This is a genomic window from Oceanobacillus jordanicus, from assembly GCF_022095695.1.
In the GTDB taxonomy this organism is placed as follows: domain Bacteria; phylum Bacillota; class Bacilli; order Bacillales; family Amphibacillaceae; genus Oceanobacillus_B; species Oceanobacillus_B jordanicus.
Genome location: NZ_JAIFZM010000027.1, coordinates 1 through 17,949, shown reverse-complemented (window position 1 = coordinate 17,949; position 17,949 = coordinate 1). Strand labels below are relative to the sequence as shown.

Below are 17,949 nucleotides of genomic sequence, written 5' to 3'. Positions count from 1 at the left end.
AAGGGTGTAACCTTTTTTTAGTTCCAAAGCTATTTTAAAATATACGACTTAGCAAACCAAGTAGAGCGAGTACAACTATGACAATCCAGAATGCATTCTTTTTCACCTTCGAAGGGACACGCTTTTTCTTCCATCTGTTTGGATCAAATTGTACCCCATCATCGTCACGATAGCGACGCTCCCACGGTGAATATGGATTCGTTCGTCGAAGGACAAGTGGTGCGATTACAAATCCGCCGATAAATCCAAATATATGGGCATACACATTAATGTTAGGCCGAAGAAACGTCATTATTAAGCCAATTACAATGATAACTGTAATCATTTGAGAACTTTGGTAATCCAGTAAATGCTTGCGAAAAAATCTCATGAAAATATAGATTCCAAACAACCCAAAGACAGCTCCTGAGGCGCCAACGTGTGTATAGATTGCATGTCCAAAAATAAAGCTAGCAATATTGGCGACAATCCCGGCCCCAACATAGGCAAGGATAAATTTCGTCTTGCCAAGCATTTGTTCAAGCGCTGGTCCAAATAGGACGAGAGAAAACGAGTTGAACAACATATGCATTAAACCAGCATGGAAAAACATTGGGGTGATAAGTCTCCAATACTCGCCCTGGGCAATATGGTAGTTGCTTCCGGCCCCGAGTTGATAAAGGGTATTACCGATTGGCAACATAAGAAAATCTTGAATTAACCATAATACGATATGAATAATTATGATAGTAGAAACGACAGGGTAGAATTTGATGAATTCTGTAACACTTCGTTCATTTCGTATAAACATGACGTCCTCCTCATTTATAATTAAAACGTTAGGTAACTTTGCAGGTAGGGTATTATTATAGTGTAGTAATATATAAACGATCATATGACCATTAATAGCGTACTAAAATACTGGATGAATGTGCAACAATAAGGCTTTTATAGGTGAAAGGAAAGAAAGCAGATGATTAAAGGCATTGGAATAGATCTAATTGAACTAGACCGGATAGCAGAAAGCTTGCAAAAAGGTGACCGGCTTGCAAAAAGGGTGTTAACCAATAAGGAACTGGATATTTTTAATTCCCTTCCAACTGATCCAAGAAGGGTTGAATTCCTTGCAGGTAGATTTGCAGCCAAGGAGGCTTTTGCAAAAGCAACGGGCACAGGTATCGGCAAATTAAGCTTCCGTGATATGGAGGTACTGCCCCAACAAAGTGGTGCTCCTTCCTTTCATGCACCTGGGTATAGCCAAGATAAAATATTTATTTCGATTACACATAGCAGGGATTATGCCGCCGCTCAGGTAGTTATCGAAGCGGATAACGACATGCATAATTGATAAGGTTGTCTCATATATTTTAGTGCGGGTAGGAGGGAACAGTTTTGTATATTGTCACCGCAAAAGAAATGTACGATATTGACCAGTTTTCGATGGACAGGGTAGAGATGGATGGCAGCATGTTAATGGAAAACGCAGGTAGAGAAATAGCCCAGAGAGTAAGTTCCATGATTAATTTTGAGCAGGCCTTATGCATCTTGGTTGGCTCAGGTAATAATGGCGGGGATGGTTTCGTTATTGCCAGAACATTGCTGAATATGGGATATAAAGTTACTGTACTTCAGGTTGTAGAGGATAAGAAAATTGTAGGACATGCAGCATACCATAAGCGTCTCTATCTGAAATGTGACGGCATCTTGAAGCAACTGAACGAGATAAACGATGTTCAGGAAGAGCTTAATAAAGAGGACGTTATCGTGGATGCCATGATCGGCATTGGAGTGAAGGGCGATTTACGAGAGCCACTGTACTCTCTTGTTAATCAAATTAACCGATTGGATAATCTAGTCCTATCAGTAGATATTCCATCAGGTTTACCAACTGATGAGGGAGTAGCAGATTTTACTGCTGTACAAGCTGATCACACTTTTGTGATAGGTGCCATTAAGCAAACGGCCTTTATTCAACATACCGCTCCGAGTTACGGAAAGTGGGAATGTAGCTCCATCGGTTTTCCGCAAGCGGCCTTTAAACAATTGGAAATGGAACGGAAAGTATGGACAAAAGCGGCATTTCAACGTACGTTTCCCGAAAGAAGTGAATACGATCATAAAGGGGATCATGGCAAAGGCTTGGTTATCGGGGGATCCTCGAACATGCCTGGAGCATTAGGTCTTACCACGCGTGCAGCACTGCGTTCGGGTGCAGGGCTGGTAACCGCAGCTACCACGGATAGCGTAATTAAACGTATTGCTTCCTTTTGTCCAGAGGCTACTTTCGTTACAGTTCCGGAGATAAATGGCCATCTTAAATATGGGAATGATATAGACTATAAGGGATTTGATGCAGTGGCAATAGGCATTGGTCTGGGACGTGAAGCAGCTTCTCGTCCTGTGATTAGACATGCAGCTGCTGCAAAAATCCCGCTCATCATTGATGGAGATGGACTTACCCATTTAAAGGCCGATCTTGAAGTGCTTGATGAGAGAGAAGAGCCCGTTATCCTGACACCACATCCAGGTGAAATGGCAATGCTTCTTGATCTATCTGTAAAGGATGTATTGATGCGACCTTTTCATTACGCTAAAAAGTTTGCTACTGATCATGGCGTCTACGTTGTTCTTAAAGGAGCCTTTACGGTTATTACCGACCCTAATGGAAAACAGGCAGTGAATACCACCGGAAACGCCGGACTTGCAAAAGGCGGGAGTGGGGACGTGCTAACGGGAATCATATTAGCGATGATCATGCAGAAACAGTCTATATTTGAAGGGCTTTGCAATGCCTGTTTTGTACATGGTAAATCCGCGGATTTGTTAATACAAGAGTCGCACTCCCAGCATGACTTGCTTGCTTCTGATGTTATTGAAGGACTTTCACTGGTATATCGTACATTCTGATGATCTTGTGTGACAATGGTTCCCTAATGTTTCTACTGAGACAAGGGAGATATGATGTCAATGAAAAGAATGCTAGGTATTTTAATTGTTATGGCAGGATTTGTATTTTTACTGGCAGCCTGTGGGGAAAAGACCCAGGAGGATGTACTTGCTGATTTAGAAGATACGATGAACGAAATGGAAGGCTATAAAGCAAATGCTGAAATGAGTATGAATACAGGGCAGGAAGATCAAAAATTTGCAATTGATATTTGGCATAAAAAAGATGACTTGTTCAGAGTAGCGTTAACGAACGATATGGACGAAAAAGGAAGTCAGGTCATTTTAAAAAATAAAGATGGTGTATTTGTACTAACTCCAGCTTTAAAGAAAAACTTTAAATTTCAATCTGATTGGCCTGAAAACAGTAGTCAACCATATTTATATCAATCACTTGTAAATGATATCAAAAAAGACAAAGAGGCAGAATTTGAATCAACCGACACTCACTATATTTTTAAAACAAAAACGAACTATCAAAGCAATAACAATCTTCCATATCAGGAGATCCATTTTGATAAAAAATCTCTAACTCCAGTGGAGGTTAAAGTACTTGATAAAGATAAAAATGCACTAGTTGTAGTAAAATTCTCCAGTTTCGAAAAAGATGCTAGCTTTAAAGAGGATGACTTTAGCATGGAAAAGAATATGGCTAGTAACGCAACAGAGGACGAAGCTGTTTCTGGAGAGGTAGAGGACAATGCCCTAACAGTATCTTTACCGACATTTATGGCTGGATCTGAACTGGAGCAGAAAAAGGAGATCGATTTAGAAGATGGACAACGTGCTATTCTAACTTTCTCTGGCGACAAGAATTTTACGCTTGTACAAGAAAAACGAAATGTTGTCCCAACAATGACCTCTCCTCAGGAAGTGAAGGGGGACATCATCAATCTAGGTCACACTGTGGCGGGCTTGTCACACAATAAACTGGAATGGTCCTATAATGGTGTTGATTATATCCTGGCAAGTGATGAATTAACGAAAGAAGAGCTAATCCAAGTGGCACAATCCGTACAAGGTCAAGAAGTGAAATAGAATGAGATTCACAGAAGCAGACTCGTCAACAGGAGAGGGGGTCTGCTTTTTTCTTTGTTCATTGTCAGTTCCATGTGGTTAGTGACTCCTGTAACCTTCTGATCCCACGTCATAGAGGTTATGACGTTCAAAACTAGAAAGAAATCCAGTCAAAAAGTCCATCATCCTCTCCCTCACCCACTCAGCTCAACTTCTGACCAGTACCAGGCAAGCTTAATCCACCTTCCATTAATAGTCCCTCCAAACTTTTCTTATCGTTGACAGGTATGTAAGGAAAGGAAATAATAGAAGGAGATTTTTTACTAGAAGTATGTAAGGGAGGATTTTCAGTTGACTCGGGCTAGAATCAGACCCACTTGGGCAGAAATAGATTTAGACGCTATTACACATAATATTAAAGCAATGCACGAACGACTGCCTGAAAAAACGAAAATAGTTGCTGTGGTTAAGGCGAATGGGTACGGGCATGGTAGTATACAAATTGCTAAAAAGGCCCTTGACTCAGGTGCCACATCATTGGCGGTAGCCTTGCTCGAGGAGGCGTTAGAGTTAAGAGAGGCTGGTATTGATGCTCCTATTCTTGTAATGGGATGGGTCCCCCCTGAAGCTGCGGCAATTGCTGCAAAGCATCATATTACCCTGACATTCTTTCAAAAGGATTGGTTGGACCAAGTTAGCAGTATGGAGTTTGATGAAAGATTGCAGCTACATCTAAAGCTTGATACTGGAATGGGAAGAATAGGGATACGTTCAAGTGAAGCATTACGCGGGATATTATATGCATTAAATGACAAACCAAGCATATATTTAACAGGAGTGTACACTCATTTTGCAACAGCCGATGCACCAAACCTAACCTATTTTCATAAGCAAAAAGAAAAATTTGAGAGAATGCTCTCCGAACTGAGGGAACAGTGGTCAGGCGAGGTAACCGTTCATATTGGGAACAGTGCAAGTGCAATTCGTTTACCAGGGGACATGTATGATTTTGTTCGTTATGGTATATCTATGTACGGTTTGTACCCGTCCCAGCCAGTTAAGGAAGAGCAGGCAATAAACCTGAAACAGGCTTTCTCGCTCCACAGCAGGTTGGCTCATGTAAAGCAAATTGAAGCTGGAGATGCAATTAGTTACGGTTTAACGTACAAGGCTGAAAAGACGGAATGGATTGGAACGATACCTATTGGGTATGGAGATGGCTGGATTCGCAAACTTCAAGGTTTTTCCGTGCTTGTAGATGGAAAAAGGATGCCCATTGTCGGTAGAATTTGTATGGATCAAACAATGATTCGGCTGGATCAGGAATATCCTGTGGGGACCAAAGTAACGTTGCTTGGATCCCAGAATGGCTCATTTATTAATATTGATGAAGCGGCAGCCTATGTAGATACCATTAGTTACGAGATTCCCTGTTTACTTAATGAGAGAATTCCACGCATTTACAAAGGCGGGTAAAAATGTCCAACCAATGCTTTATACCACAATTTTATAATATTAAACGACAAAACAAGCGAATTTAATTAATTTTTTTCAAGAACCCTTTGCAAACGCCCAGATTCAATGATATCATTAAAAAGAATTTGATTATGTTCGTTCAACAGTTGGCGGAGGTGCATGGTTTTGTCAGAGAGTTTACAAGAAGTCTTGGTAAAGATACCTAAAAACCTGTTAAATGAGGTGGATGGATTAATGAAACATGAAAATAGTGATTTGAGCGATTTCATCTGTCAGGCAACAAGAAACTTTTTAGAGCATAAGAGAGATGAACACATTCAGCAATTTCATGAAACAATGCAACGAGGCTATGAAGAAATGGGCCGCATTAATCTAACAATTGCTTCGGAAGCTTTTCAAGCTGAAGAGGAGGCTGAAAACACCTTAGAGCGCTCTGTGATCGGGGTGTAAACGTTGATCGTTCAAAGAGGCGAAGTATACTTCGCTGACTTATCCCCTGTGGTTGGATCAGAGCAGGGAGGCGTCCGCCCAGTATTGATCCTACAAAATGATATAGGAAATCGGTTTAGTCCAACTGTAATTGTTGCTGCAATTACAGCACAAATTCAGAAAGCCAAGTTGCCAACACACGTTGAGATCAACGCAAAGCGCTACGGATTTGACCGCAATTCTGTCATATTGCTAGAACAAATACGTACGTTAGATAAGCAGCGGCTTACGGATAAAATAACAAAGCTCGACAACGAAATGATGAAAAAAATTGATCAGGCGTTAGAAATTAGCCTTGGTTTAAAAGATATGTACGGCCAATAGAAATACCCTTGTTTAAAGTGACAAGGGTATTTTTTAATGGGTAAAAATAGAAAGCTGACATTGACTACGGATCAAGCGTTCAATCAACTAAGATAGCGATTCAAACGAAGGGTTATGACTTAATAGAATGGAATTGGTTGTGTTACAATAAAACAGAAAATGTAACCATGCACGATATTTTGATATATTCACACAAAATTTGCATGAATATAATAGGACTGGCTTAAGATAAAAGGAAAGTGGGGGAAAAGGATGGATCAGAAATTTAAACAATCGGCAATTGAAAATAGTGATTCAATAGTACAAATGTGGATGGAAGAAATTAATTCAATAAAAGACGGCAACTATACTGCCAGCATATCAGACGAACTATTTGAAAGTACGAATAGGGAATTTGTAAATGTTATCTTTACGAGTATTAAAAGCCAAGGATCAACCAAGGTTGTGGAAGACTTTTCTGAAAAAATTATAAACCTTGGATGGCCACTCAGTTACATAACGGACGGATTACAGGTTTTTCGCAGAGTGACAATTGATTATATCCTCGGACAATCTGTGAAAATAGATTCCTCTTATATATCTGACGTCATTAAAAGTGTTGATGCTTGGGTGGAGCCGATAATTCGTCAATTGGTAAATGAGTATTCAGGAAGCTGGGAGCATATTGTTTCATTGCAACGAGTAGCTCTACAAGAGTTATCTGCCCCTCTTATTCCGGTAATGGACCGAATTACAGTGATGCCGTTGATTGGTACAATTGATACAGAACGTGCGAAACTAATCATGGAGAACCTTCTTGAAGGTGTCATTAAACATAACTCTGAGGTAGTACTCATTGATATTACGGGTGTTCCAGTTGTAGATACCATGGTGGCGCACCATATCATTCAGGCAGCTGAAGCTGTCCGACTTATTGGATCAACCTGTATTCTTGTTGGGATTCGCCCGGAAATTGCCCAGACGATTGTAAATCTTGGTATCGATCTAGGGAAGTTCCCGACGAAAAGCTCGTTGAAAAAAGGCTTTACTAAAGCGTTAGAAATCACGGGAAGAGAAGTTATTGAGCATGAAAAAACAGAAGAGAATGTAGAAAAGCTTATTGATTCTTTAAAAGGGGAGTGAAATCATGCGTATACCGATATTGAAATTGCATAATTATCTGCTGATTTCTATTCAAACAGAAATTGATGATAATACTGCAATCCAATTTCAGGAAGACTTATTAAGCAAGATCCATCAGAGTGGAGCAACGGGGGTTGTGATTGACCTCACTTCGGTTGATATTATAGACTCCTTTATTGCTAAAGTACTGGGCGATGTTGTGACGATGTCAGACCTAATGGGGGCGAAAGTAGTTCTTACAGGAATTCAGCCAGCGGTTGCCATGACGCTAATTGATTTAGGTATTCATTTGAAAAATGTCCCAACGGCACTGGATTTGGAACAAGGTTTAATTAAACTCTACCAGGAACTGGGGGAATAATGAATGAATCCCCAATCTTGTGTAAATATACAAAAAGAGTGGGATATTGTTGGGGCAAGGCAACTCGGCAGGGATATAGCCAGAAAAATTGGCTTTGGTACTGTTGATCAGGCAAGAATTGCTACGGCAATATCAGAATTAGCTCGAAATATATACTTATATGCCGAAACTGGGCAAATTTGTTTTGAAGTAATTGATAATATGGATCATAAAGGCATCTCTATGGTTGCAATAGACAATGGTCCTGGGATTGATGATGTCAGCAAGGTGATGGAAGATGGTTATTCAACCTCCGGTGGCCTAGGAGCAGGTCTTCCAGGTGTAAAACGATTAATGGATGATTTTGATCTACAGTCGGAAGCAGGTAAGGGTACAAGAATAAAAGCTGTAAAATGGGTAAGATAAAGTATTGAAGTAAGATGGCAGGATTTTTATTCTATATGAGAAACAGAGGTGTGTGCAGCGTATTAGTGGTACACACTTCTTCTCATTAGTCTGCAGTGATTATACGAGGGGGGGATATAGTGGACGACATGATAAAAGTAGACGCAGCTAATTACAAGGACCTCATGAAACATTATATTGAAACACAGGACGAGCAATCTCTATATGGTGTAGAGCAGGTGAGTAAAACATTCATTAAAAATAATATACTCCCTGAAGAGATTGTTAACCTCCATATACAGGCGTTGGCAGAACTATATCCTAATATGCTTGAAGACTTCCAGCATTCGATGGATTTCCTTCTCGAAGCAATGATTGCTTATGGAATGGCGCACCAAGAGTATCAGACGTTAAGGGAGAAACAAAATGAACTTAAATCTGAAATTTCGGTTGCTGCAAGTATGCAAAAAACATTGCTGGGGACGACAAAGCCTACTATTGAAGGGCTTGATATTGGTGTGATAAGCGTTCCTGCCCATCAGATGAATGGGGATTACCATCACTTTGTAAAAGGAAAAGATGGTTCACTTGGTATTGCGGTTGCAGATGTAATTGGGAAGGGAATTCCAGCAGCGCTCTGCATGTCCATGATTAAGTATGCAATGGATAGTTATCCTGAGGAATCGATGACACCTAAGGCTATTCTGAAGAACCTTAATCGTGTAGTGGAACGAAATGTGGATCCGAGTATGTTTATTACCATGTTTTATGCTCAGTATCTTCCTACAGAAAATTTATTGCAGTATTCATCTGCTGGTCATGAGCCTGGTTATTATTATAATGCTTCCGCAGATTCCTTTACCGAAATTGAATCAAAAGGGCTTGTTCTTGGGGTATCACCAGCAACAGAGTACAACCAGTATGAATTGAAAGTGGATAAAGGTGACATGATCATCCTCTTGACAGATGGCGTAACGGAATGTAGGGATGGCGAAAGGTTTATCGAAAGTGAAGAGATTCTTGATGTCATTAAGCAATATTCCCATTTACCTTCCCAGGAAATGGTTACACAAGTATATAAGCACTTTGAGAAACTTCAGGAATTTGAACTAAGGGATGACTTTACTCTACTTATTTTAAAAAGAGAAGTTTAATTTTCTAGAAAAAGGGTAAATAAAGTGTAATGTAATAAATTAAGGCTGGGATGTTAATCTTTTGAGATTAATCATCCGTACATAACCAGGCCGATTTCTAGGAGGAGCTTATGAATTTAGTTATCGATGTAGTCGAAGAAAATAATAAATCAGTTGTGAACCTTTCAGGAGAAATTGATGCATATACAGCACCGAATCTAAAGGAATCGCTTCTACCCTTAACCCAAAAAGAGGGAAATACAGTAGAAGTAGACCTTGGGAATGTAAATTACATGGATAGTACAGGCTTAGGTGTTTTTATTAGTGCACTAAAATCAACTAAAGAGAATGGTAGCGAAATGAAGCTCGTTAATATACAGGACCGTGTGTTACGCTTGTTCAAGATTACGGGGTTAGATGAAATTATGGATTTAAATTCAACAATTCGGGGTGTGACGGAGTAATGGAGAGATTTGACTTTATAGAGATGAAGGTTCCTGCGAAGCCAGAGTATGTAGGTGTCATTCGTTTAAGTATTTCAGGTATAGCGAATCGTATGGGTTTTTCCTATGAGGATATTGAAGATTTAAAGGTAGCCATATCTGAAGCAATCACAAACGCGGTAACACATGCTTACCATGAAAATGACGAAGGGGAAGTGACAGTAGGCTTTGCAGTCTATGAGGATCGCCTTGAAGTAATGGTTGCAGATCACGGTGGTAGCTTTGATCTAAATGAAATAAAAGATGGTATTGGCCCATACAAAAACACAGAGTCCGTGGAAAACCTTCGTGAAGGTGGTTTCGGTCTGTTTCTAATAAATACATTAATGGACAAGGTTCAGATTAACAATAACTATGGTGTTATTATTCTGATGACAAAGTATCTAAACGAAACAGAGGTGGACTTAGATGACGACCAAATCTCAACCACACAATAGCGGAAGAGATGAGGTTTACCAATGGATTGAGTTTCTGCAAAAAGAACCAAAAGATGAAGTAATACAGGAAAAGATTGTTTTAACCTATACAGATCTTGTGGAGTCTATTGCAAGGAAGTATTCTAAAAACAGCACGATTCACGAAGACTTGGTACAAGTAGGTATGATAGGTTTGCTAGCTGCTGTTAGAAGATATGATCCAACCTTTGGTAAATCATTTGAGTCTTTTGCTATACCAACCATAATTGGTGAAATTAAGCGTTTTATACGGGATAAAACATGGAGTGTCCATGTACCGAGAAGAATTAAGGAACTTGGACCAAAGATTAAAAAAGCGGTCGATGAACTTACTACAAATACTCAAAAATCCCCAACAGTAAGAGAGATAGCTGACTATCTTGAGGTGTCTGAAGAGGATATCCTTGAAACAATGGAGATGGGTAAGAGCTATAAAGCACTCTCAGTCGACCGTAAAATTGAAGCTGATTCAGATGGAAGTACGGTAGCAATTCTTGATCTAGTTGGTAATGAAGAAAGTGGATATAATAACATTGACCAAAAAATGCTGCTCGAAAAAATTCTGCCGATTCTGTCTGAAAGAGAACAACAAATTTTACAATGTACGTATTTTGATAACATGAGCCAAAAGGAAACTGGCGAATTATTGGGAATCTCCCAGATGCATGTCTCCCGCCTTCAGCGACGCTCTTTACGAAAATTAAGAGAAGCAATTCAGGCTGAGAGTACGGAGGTCTTCGATTGAGCGAGAATATAGTGGATGTCTCTGTCTTCCAAAAAGCAAAAAAAGGAAAATATCATTGCGGTGATAGTTACTTTTACAAGGAAACGGAAAAAGAGTTTGTATGTGCGATTGCAGATGGTTTGGGAAGTGGTGAGTTTGCTAAGGAATCATCACAAATTGTAATTGATATCATTCGGAACAATAGTTCCACTAGAATAGAGAACTTAATTGAAAAGTGTAATGAACAGCTACAAGGAAAACGTGGTGTCGTGCTTGGCGTTTTGAAAATTGATTTTAAGTCAGGAACATACTCCTTTTCCTCAATAGGTAACATATGTATTATGACTATTTCAGATGATAAGAAACGGAAGCGAAATATACCGAATGCTGGTTATTTGGCAGGGTATCATCGGCCGTTTAAAGTGGTTCAGGAAACATTGGATAAAAAAATGAACTTTGTCATGTTTTCTGATGGGGTTAGTGATAAAGAACTATCTAAGAAATATTTAACCAATCAGGATGTCACGACAATTACAAAGACTTTTGAGTATATAAGTGAACCGGACAGAGATGATGATACAACGTTGATCGCAATTCGATATGATGCAGATAAAAGGAAGGCAGGCGAGTAAGACAACTGTCTTCCTTTTTCAATTGCCATAAACATACATACGTATAATTTCACGTTCATTATGAAATCGGTACGTAATTTGGTAAACTAGAAATGGTGTGAAGGAGGAGTAACATTGGCTGAAACATATAATCAAGACCTTATTCAATGGGTCTCAAAAGAAGCAAACGTTAATACAACTATCGTAAACAAGGTAATTTCGTTATTAGACGAAGGGAACACCGTACCGTTTATCGCACGTTATCGAAAAGAGATTACCGGCGGTTTAGACGAGGTGCAAATTAAAACTGTTCAAGACAAATGGGCGTATGCTGTGAATCTTTCAGATCGAAAAGAGGAAGTACTACGAATAATCGAAGAACAGGGTAAGCTTACAGAAGAGCTTCGTAAAGAAATTACACAAGCAACACAATTACAACGTGTAGAGGATCTTTACAGACCATACAAACAAAAGAGAAGAACGAAGGCTACGATAGCGAAGGAAAAAGGGCTTGAACCACTCGCTATTGCTATTTGGAAGCAAGAAAATATGGACGCCTTGAAAGAAGTCGACCAATATATTTCGGAAGAGAATGATGTACATACAGTAGATGATGTACTGGCAGGTGCAAATGATATTGTGGCTGAATGGATTTCAGATGACCCAGAATACCGTGACCACCTCCGTGAGGAAACTTTCAAGCGGGGCACTGTTCAATCAAAAGTAAAAAATGCGGAGTTGGATGAAAAACAAGTCTTCCAGATGTATTACGATTATAATGAAGCGGTGAGGTCCATGGTGTCACACCGAATTCTTGCATTGAATCGTGGAGAAAAGGAAGGGATTTTAAAGGTAGCAATTGAAACTCCGATAGAGGGGATCACTCGTTATCTTCAGGAGCAAGTTATTCGTCGTTCTACAATAGGCGAGGTTAGAGAGATTCTTGAACGTGCTATTGATGATAGCTACAAGCGTCTTATCCAGCCATCAATTGAAAGGGAAATTCGCAATGCTTTATCAGAAAAAGCAGAGGATCAAGCCATTGATGTATTTTCTAAAAACCTAAAAAATCTATTGCTACAGCCACCTTTAAAAGGGAAAACTATTCTTGGGGTGGATCCAGCTTTTCGTACTGGTTGTAAGCTAGCAATTGTGGATGAAACAGGCAAGGTGCATGAGGTTAGTGTCATGTACCCGACAGCACCTAAAAATGATGTTAAGGGTGCAGAGAAACTCATGCTCTCATTTATTAAAAAATATCCAATTGAACTCATTGCGATCGGAAACGGCACAGCTTCAAGAGAGACGGAGCAATTTGTTGCAAATGTAATTTCAGAAAATCAACTGGATATTCCATATATCATTGTGAACGAAGCGGGTGCAAGTGTATATTCGGCTTCTGAACTTGCCAGAGAAGAATTTCCTGATTTACAGGTGGAAGAGAGAAGTGCTGCTTCCATAGCGAGACGTGTTCAGGACCCATTGGCAGAGCTTGTTAAAATTGATCCAAAGTCTATCGGTGTTGGCCAATATCAACATGATGTTAGCCAGAAATCCTTGAACGAGTCATTATCGTTTGTTGTGGAGACAGCCGTAAACCAAGTTGGTGTAAATGTGAATACGGCATCAGCTTCCCTTTTGCAATATGTAGCAGGTCTTAGTAAGACAGTTGCTAATAACATCGTCAAGCAGCGGAACGATCAAGGGAAATTTGTAAACCGCAAACAGCTTAAGAAGATTCCGAGGCTTGGTGCTAAAACCTATGAGCAAGGAATAGGATTCCTACGCATAGTCGACGGAGACCACCCGCTCGATCGTACACCGATTCACCCGGAAAGTTATCCGCAAGTAGAAGAATTATTAAAATTGGTAGACAGTAGCATGGAAGATATCGGTACAGAGCAGCTTCGTACCAAGCTTGCTAATGTAGACAATGCTACTATTGCCGAGCAATTAGGTATTGGAAAGCCAACACTAGTGGATATCATGAATGCCTTAAGCAGACCGGAACGTGACCCACGTGACGATTTTCCACAGCCTTTACTTAAGAAAAATGTTCTTTCGTTAGAGGATCTGAAACCTGGAATGGAAATGCAAGGAACAGTCCGTAATGTTGTAGATTTTGGAGTGTTTGTTGATATTGGAGTGAAACAGGATGGCCTAGTCCATATCTCAAAAATGGCAAACAAGTTTGTCAAACACCCAATGGATATCGCTTCTGTTGGAGATGTGGTTACGGTTTGGGTAGAGCAAGTAGATAGTGATAAAGGTAGGATTGCCTTAACTATGATAGAAGGATGAGAAAAAGCCGGATAACTCTTTGGAGAGATATCCGGCTTTTTTGTGTGTAGTAGGCTGATGAAAAAGTAGTACTTACTCTTTTCAGCTAATTAACGTACGCTTTCTGGAACAGCTAGTCCAAGGCCTTGTGCGATTCTTTCGCCCCATTCAGGATCAGCTTTATAGAAATGCTCAATTTGACGCAGCTTAATTTCTTCTTTTTCTACTGGCTCCATGTGACCAACAAACGCTTTGATAAGACGATCTTTTTCATCAGCACTCATTAAGCGGTAAAGGTCGCCTGCCTGAGTGTAATGATCTTCACTATCATAAGGTACACTGTCAGCTTGGCCATGTACTTCAAATGGAGTAGTTTTAGCTGTGATATCTTCGGCAGGGCCATTTTGGCTGTTTGGTTGGTAGTTAGGTGTGCTTCCACCATTACCGTTTACACTCATAAAGCCATCACGTTGATAGTTGTTTACTTCATTTTTTGGACGGTTAATTGGAATTTGGTGATGGTTGCCACCAAGACGGTAACGATGCGCATCAGAATATCCAAATAAACGACCTTGAAGCATTTTATCAGGTGAAGCTTCAATTCCTGGTACAAATTGACCCGGAGAGAATGCAGCCTGTTCTACTTCTGCAAAGTAGTTTTCAGGATTGCGATTTAATACCATGCGGCCAACTTCGATACGTGGGTAATCTTTCTTAGACCAAACCTTTGTAACATCGAATGGATCCCATTTATAATCTTTGGCATCTTCTTCAGGCATGATCTGTACATATAATTTCCAAGCAGGGAAATCTTCATTTTTAATTGCGTTAAAGAGATCCTCTGTATGGTAATCAGGGTTTTCCCCAGCAAGTTTATCAGCAAGGTCAACATCTAAGCCTTTTACACCTTGTTCACTAATGAAGTGGTATTTTACCCAGAAAACTTCTCCTTGAGCATTTACCCATTTAAATGTATGACTACCATACCCGTTCATATGACGCAGTGTAGCAGGAAGACCTCTATCACCATGTAGGTACGTAATTTGATGTAATGATTCTGGTGATAATGACCAGAAGTCCCACACCATATTTGGATCTTTTAGATGTGTCTGTGGATGACGCTTTTGTGTATGGATAAAGTCAGGAAACTTAATCGCATCGCGAATGAAGAAGATAGGAGTATTGTTACCTACTAAATCATAGTTCCCTTCTTCTGTGTAAAATTTAACTGCAAAGCCACGTGGGTCACGGACGGTATCCGCTGAGCCAAGTTCCCCTGCAACAGTAGAAAAACGAATAAACATATCTGTGCGTTTTCCTGCTTCGCTTAGGAAATCTGCCTTTGTATATTTAGAAATTTCATCATTTGTCACTTCAAAGTAGCCATGTGCTCCAGCGCCCTTAGCGTGAACGACACGCTCAGGTATACGTTCTCTATTAAAATGTGCAAGTTTCTCAAGTAAATGGAAATCCTGGAGTAAAGTTGGTCCATTATGACCAGCTGTTACTGAATTCTGGTTGTCGCCAACGGGAGCCCCGGCAGCAGTAGTAATACGGTTATTATTATTACTCAATGTTTATTCCCCTCTCTAAACTAAAATTAGACTTTCTACGTTTTATTATAATATAAACCAGATAAAAATCAATATTTAATTAAAATTATTTTAAATAACAACCACAAAACGCGCTTTAAACTTATTTAACCACCTTTAATATGTTAAAATAAGAGTATTGTGCAATAGAGAATGAGATAAAGGAAATGAAAATGATGACAGAAATTGAACTATATAAATTAGTAGAAGAATTATCTAGAAGGTTCTTTAATCGTACGTTTCTGGATGATGTTTGTTTTAATAATAGATTGCGAACAACAGGAGGGCGATACATTCCGGCGAAGAGGGTGATAGAGCTGAACCCTAAATATCTCGAGGCAGATATGGAAGAATTTAAGGGAATTATAAAACATGAACTTTGTCACTACTTTCTTCATATAGATGGAAAAGGATATAAACATGGAGATGCAGATTTTAAACAGTTGTTGAAAGAAACTGGATCCCCTAGGTATTGTAGTCCTTTGCCTACTCAAAAATTAGAATACAATTATCAATATATATGTAAAGAATGTAAGCAGGTATATAAAAGAAGAAGAAGGGTAAATTTAAAGAAGTATCGTTGTGGTAAGTGTAGAGGGGCATTACAACTAGTGGATATAAATAAGTAATAAAGCTATGTAATAAAGCGATAAAAAAATTCACGTAGGATATTGACGAATGTTGTCATCCATGGTAAATTAAATAAGCTAATAAATTACATAACAACACATCGAAAAACGTTTTAAAAAAGTGTTGACATCAAATTACAAATGTTGTATGATATTAATCGTTGCGAAAAACGCAATTGACATTATTCCACAGTAGCTCAGTGGTAGAGCTATCGGCTGTTAACCGATCGGTCGTAGGTTCGAATCCTACCTGTGGAGCCATACGGAGAAGTACTCAAGTGGCTGAAGAGGCGCCCCTGCTAAGGGTGTAGGTCGTGTAAGCGGCGCGAGGGTTCAAATCCCTCCTTCTCCGCCATTAATTATTGGCCCGTTGGTCAAGCGGTTAAGACACCGCCCTTTCACGGCGGTAACACGGGTTCGAATCCCGTACGGGTCATCTTAATTAAAAAGTAAAAAGAATCAAGGTTGGGTCCGGTAGTTCAGTTGGTTAGAATGCCTGCCTGTCACGCAGGAGGTCGCGGGTTCGAGTCCCGTCCGGACCGCCAGATGTTGGGCCATAGCCAAGCGGTAAGGCATCGGGTTTTGATCCCGTGTACCCCAGGTTCGAATCCTGGTGGCCCAGCCATTTATTTTTTGAGTAAGACCTATAGTAAGTAGTATTGTAAAATGTACTATTTAATAAATAGTATTTTTTTATTCCCTTTTTACGGGAGTCGGAAGTTCACATTACTTCCTTATAAAGAAACCTATAATCATTAGGAGCCATTAGCTCAGTTGGTAGAGCAACGAGTATCACTTCTACCGAATTAGCTACGAGTAACCCCGATGCATTGACATCTAGAATAAGCTTTTAGAAGCAGGGGTCACTAGATGAACATTCTTAATGTAGTAAGATTATCCTTTTAAACAGGAGCCATTAGCTCAGTTGGTAGAGCAAGCCGCTGGCATCATCGAGTAAGCTACTAGGTGCAGGCCTGCGAGGAGTGCGACATCATCGTATAACTTGCAACACGACGAGCATACAGAAATACACATTACTTCCTAATAAGGAAACTTTATAATCATTAGGAGCCATTAGCTCAGTTGGTAGAGCATCTGACTTTTAATCAGAGGGTCGAAGGTTCGAATCCTTCATGGCTCACCATTTTAAATATAAATCATGCGGGTGTGGCGGAATTGGCAGACGCGCTAGATTTAGGATCTAGTGCCTTCGGGCGTGGGGGTTCAAGTCCCTTCACCCGCATTAAACCATTTGGTTTTATAGAAACAGAGAAGTGTTTAAGATCTATGCGGTCGTGGCGGAATGGCAGACGCGCTAGGTTGAGGGCCTAGTGGGTGAATAACCCGTGGAGGTTCAAGTCCTCTCGGCCGCACTTTTAGTAAATTATATATGCGCCCGTAGCTCAATTGGATAGAGCGTTTGACTACGGATCAAGAGGTTAGGGGTTCGACTCCTCTCGGGCGCGCCATTATTACGGGAAGTAGCTCAGCTTGGTAGAGCACATGGTTTGGGACCATGGGGTCGCAGGTTCAAATCCTGTCTTCCCGACCATCGAAGTATTATATTGCTAACAGGTCAAAGGTAATTGTAATTTCAAATTTTATATCTTATGCGGGTGTAGTTTAGTGGTAAAACCTCAGCCTTCCAAGCTGATGATGAGGGTTCGATTCCCTTCACCCGCTCCATAATCCTTTTAGTATGTGGGCCTGTAGCTCAGCTGGTTAGAGCGCACGCCTGATAAGCGTGAGGTCGGTGGTTCGAGTCCACTCAGGCCCATTCTATCACAATAAAAAAAGTGTTGACACACTTTCTTGTCTGTGATATTCTTGTTAAGTCGCCTTTTGAAGCGACGCAAACAAATTGCTCTTTGAAAACTGAACAGAACAACTAGTATGTCAAGGAAAAACAGACTTTCTGTTTTCC

At 40.1% G+C, this 17,949-nt stretch carries 18 protein-coding genes and 12 tRNA genes; 28 read left to right on the top strand and 2 right to left on the bottom strand.

Translation table 11 applies throughout. The features are described from left to right. Positions 1–34 precede the first annotated feature (34 nt). Positions 35–790, bottom strand: a complete 756-nt coding sequence (locus K3T81_RS19235) for a rhomboid family intramembrane serine protease (RefSeq protein WP_238022188.1) — start codon at positions 788–790, stop codon at positions 35–37. 162 nt (positions 791–952) lie between these two features. On the opposite strand from K3T81_RS19235, the gene acpS reads away from it, so the two are divergent. The 15 genes from acpS to K3T81_RS19160 all read left to right on the top strand — a co-directional run bounded on the left by acpS (position 953) and on the right by K3T81_RS19160 (position 13,825). Then, positions 953–1,327 carry a holo-ACP synthase gene (acpS, locus tag K3T81_RS19230; protein ID WP_238022187.1) on the top strand — a complete coding sequence of 125 codons (375 nt, stop codon included), beginning with the start codon at positions 953–955 and terminating at the stop codon, positions 1,325–1,327. A gap of 44 nt (positions 1,328–1,371) precedes the next feature. Continuing rightward, positions 1,372–2,886 (top strand): NAD(P)H-hydrate dehydratase, encoded by a 1,515-nt coding sequence (locus K3T81_RS19225; RefSeq protein WP_238022186.1) that lies wholly within the window; start codon positions 1,372–1,374, stop codon positions 2,884–2,886. 60 nt (positions 2,887–2,946) lie between these two features. Further along, on the top strand, positions 2,947–3,963 hold the full coding sequence (locus tag K3T81_RS19220) for a LolA family protein (RefSeq protein WP_238022185.1): 1,017 nt from the start codon (positions 2,947–2,949) through the stop codon (positions 3,961–3,963). A gap of 330 nt (positions 3,964–4,293) precedes the next feature. Then, positions 4,294–5,418 (top strand): alanine racemase, encoded by a 1,125-nt coding sequence (gene alr / locus K3T81_RS19215; protein ID WP_238022184.1) that lies wholly within the window; start codon positions 4,294–4,296, stop codon positions 5,416–5,418. A gap of 165 nt (positions 5,419–5,583) precedes the next feature. Beyond that, the gene (locus K3T81_RS19210) at positions 5,584–5,868 is read left to right on the top strand and encodes a CopG family ribbon-helix-helix protein (RefSeq protein WP_081779446.1); all 285 of its coding nucleotides are present in this window, start codon (positions 5,584–5,586) and stop codon (positions 5,866–5,868) included. Between the two features lie 3 nt (positions 5,869–5,871). Then, positions 5,872–6,231, top strand: a complete 360-nt coding sequence (locus tag K3T81_RS19205) for a type II toxin-antitoxin system PemK/MazF family toxin (RefSeq protein ID WP_036577165.1) — start codon at positions 5,872–5,874, stop codon at positions 6,229–6,231. A 252-nt stretch (positions 6,232–6,483) separates the two neighbouring features. After that, complete coding sequence (locus K3T81_RS19200; protein ID WP_238022183.1) at positions 6,484–7,353, top strand: RsbT co-antagonist protein RsbRA; 870 nt, start codon at positions 6,484–6,486, stop codon at positions 7,351–7,353. Positions 7,354–7,357: 4 nt separating this feature from the next. After that, positions 7,358–7,714, top strand: a complete 357-nt coding sequence (locus K3T81_RS19195; RefSeq protein ID WP_036577167.1) for an STAS domain-containing protein — start codon at positions 7,358–7,360, stop codon at positions 7,712–7,714. Between the two features lie 3 nt (positions 7,715–7,717). Beyond that, on the top strand, positions 7,718–8,119 hold the full coding sequence (locus K3T81_RS19190; RefSeq protein ID WP_106895728.1) for an anti-sigma regulatory factor: 402 nt from the start codon (positions 7,718–7,720) through the stop codon (positions 8,117–8,119). 128 nt (positions 8,120–8,247) lie between these two features. Continuing rightward, entirely contained in the window at positions 8,248–9,252 is a 1,005-nt protein-coding gene (locus tag K3T81_RS19185; protein ID WP_238022189.1) for a PP2C family protein-serine/threonine phosphatase, read from the top strand. Positions 9,253–9,362: 110 nt separating this feature from the next. Continuing rightward, positions 9,363–9,695, top strand: coding sequence for an STAS domain-containing protein (locus tag K3T81_RS19180; protein WP_238022182.1), 333 nt, complete (start codon positions 9,363–9,365; stop codon positions 9,693–9,695). Beyond that, entirely contained in the window at positions 9,695–10,171 is a 477-nt protein-coding gene (gene rsbW / locus K3T81_RS19175; protein WP_106895731.1) for an anti-sigma B factor RsbW, read from the top strand. The genes K3T81_RS19180 and rsbW overlap by 1 nt, the downstream gene beginning before the upstream one ends. Then, on the top strand, positions 10,143–10,934 hold the full coding sequence (gene sigB / locus K3T81_RS19170) for an RNA polymerase sigma factor SigB (RefSeq protein ID WP_238022181.1): 792 nt from the start codon (positions 10,143–10,145) through the stop codon (positions 10,932–10,934). The genes rsbW and sigB overlap by 29 nt, the downstream gene beginning before the upstream one ends. Beyond that, entirely contained in the window at positions 10,931–11,545 is a 615-nt protein-coding gene (locus K3T81_RS19165; RefSeq protein ID WP_238022180.1) for a SpoIIE family protein phosphatase, read from the top strand. Before sigB ends, K3T81_RS19165 begins: the two co-directional genes overlap by 4 nt. 114 nt (positions 11,546–11,659) lie before the next feature. After that, positions 11,660–13,825 carry a Tex family protein gene (locus K3T81_RS19160; protein WP_238022179.1) on the top strand — a complete coding sequence of 722 codons (2,166 nt, stop codon included), beginning with the start codon at positions 11,660–11,662 and terminating at the stop codon, positions 13,823–13,825. A gap of 89 nt (positions 13,826–13,914) precedes the next feature. Here the strand turns inward: K3T81_RS19160 and K3T81_RS19155 are convergent, their stop codons facing one another. Beyond that, on the bottom strand, positions 13,915–15,378 hold the full coding sequence (locus tag K3T81_RS19155; RefSeq protein ID WP_106895735.1) for a catalase: 1,464 nt from the start codon (positions 15,376–15,378) through the stop codon (positions 13,915–13,917). Positions 15,379–15,563: 185 nt separating this feature from the next. Between K3T81_RS19155 and K3T81_RS19150 the strand changes: the two genes are divergently transcribed. The 13 genes from K3T81_RS19150 to K3T81_RS19090 all read left to right on the top strand — a co-directional run bounded on the left by K3T81_RS19150 (position 15,564) and on the right by K3T81_RS19090 (position 17,802). Next, complete coding sequence (locus K3T81_RS19150; protein ID WP_238022178.1) at positions 15,564–16,025, top strand: SprT family protein; 462 nt, start codon at positions 15,564–15,566, stop codon at positions 16,023–16,025. Positions 16,026–16,211: 186 nt separating this feature from the next. Further along, positions 16,212–16,286, top strand: a tRNA-Asn gene (locus tag K3T81_RS19145). 3 nt (positions 16,287–16,289) lie between these two features. After that, positions 16,290–16,380, top strand: a tRNA-Ser gene (locus K3T81_RS19140). A 9-nt stretch (positions 16,381–16,389) separates the two neighbouring features. After that, positions 16,390–16,461: transfer RNA gene (locus tag K3T81_RS19135), tRNA-Glu, on the top strand. Positions 16,462–16,493: 32 nt separating this feature from the next. Further along, positions 16,494–16,570 (top strand) — tRNA-Asp (locus K3T81_RS19130). A 5-nt stretch (positions 16,571–16,575) separates the two neighbouring features. Continuing rightward, positions 16,576–16,650 (top strand) — tRNA-Gln (locus K3T81_RS19125). Between the two features lie 443 nt (positions 16,651–17,093). Beyond that, positions 17,094–17,169 (top strand) — tRNA-Lys (locus tag K3T81_RS19120). 17 nt (positions 17,170–17,186) lie between these two features. After that, positions 17,187–17,268 (top strand) — tRNA-Leu (locus K3T81_RS19115). Between the two features lie 46 nt (positions 17,269–17,314). After that, a tRNA-Leu gene (locus K3T81_RS19110) sits at positions 17,315–17,398 on the top strand. A 19-nt stretch (positions 17,399–17,417) separates the two neighbouring features. Further along, positions 17,418–17,494, top strand: a tRNA-Arg gene (locus K3T81_RS19105). Between the two features lie 6 nt (positions 17,495–17,500). Then, a tRNA-Pro gene (locus K3T81_RS19100) sits at positions 17,501–17,577 on the top strand. A 60-nt stretch (positions 17,578–17,637) separates the two neighbouring features. Continuing rightward, positions 17,638–17,711: transfer RNA gene (locus K3T81_RS19095), tRNA-Gly, on the top strand. Between the two features lie 17 nt (positions 17,712–17,728). Then, positions 17,729–17,802: transfer RNA gene (locus K3T81_RS19090), tRNA-Ile, on the top strand. Positions 17,803–17,949: the final 147 nt, after the last annotated feature.

Excerpts from the sequence above, each read along its gene's own strand:
- K3T81_RS19195 (WP_036577167.1), top strand. The coding sequence starts at position 7,358 with ATGCGTATACCGATATTGAAATTGCATAATTATCTGCTGATTTCTATT.
- rsbW (WP_106895731.1), top strand. The coding sequence starts at position 9,695 with ATGGAGAGATTTGACTTTATAGAGATGAAGGTTCCTGCGAAGCCAGAG.
- sigB (WP_238022181.1), top strand. The coding sequence starts at position 10,143 with ATGACGACCAAATCTCAACCACACAATAGCGGAAGAGATGAGGTTTAC.
- K3T81_RS19200 (WP_238022183.1), top strand. The coding sequence starts at position 6,484 with ATGGATCAGAAATTTAAACAATCGGCAATTGAAAATAGTGATTCAATA.
- K3T81_RS19220 (WP_238022185.1), top strand. The coding sequence starts at position 2,947 with ATGAAAAGAATGCTAGGTATTTTAATTGTTATGGCAGGATTTGTATTT.
- acpS (WP_238022187.1), top strand. The coding sequence starts at position 953 with ATGATTAAAGGCATTGGAATAGATCTAATTGAACTAGACCGGATAGCA.
- K3T81_RS19180 (WP_238022182.1), top strand. The coding sequence starts at position 9,363 with ATGAATTTAGTTATCGATGTAGTCGAAGAAAATAATAAATCAGTTGTG.
- K3T81_RS19185 (WP_238022189.1), top strand. The coding sequence starts at position 8,248 with ATGATAAAAGTAGACGCAGCTAATTACAAGGACCTCATGAAACATTAT.
- K3T81_RS19235 (WP_238022188.1), bottom strand. The coding sequence starts at position 790 with ATGTTTATACGAAATGAACGAAGTGTTACAGAATTCATCAAATTCTAC.
- K3T81_RS19150 (WP_238022178.1), top strand. The coding sequence starts at position 15,564 with ATGAAAATGATGACAGAAATTGAACTATATAAATTAGTAGAAGAATTA.
- K3T81_RS19190 (WP_106895728.1), top strand. The coding sequence starts at position 7,718 with ATGAATCCCCAATCTTGTGTAAATATACAAAAAGAGTGGGATATTGTT.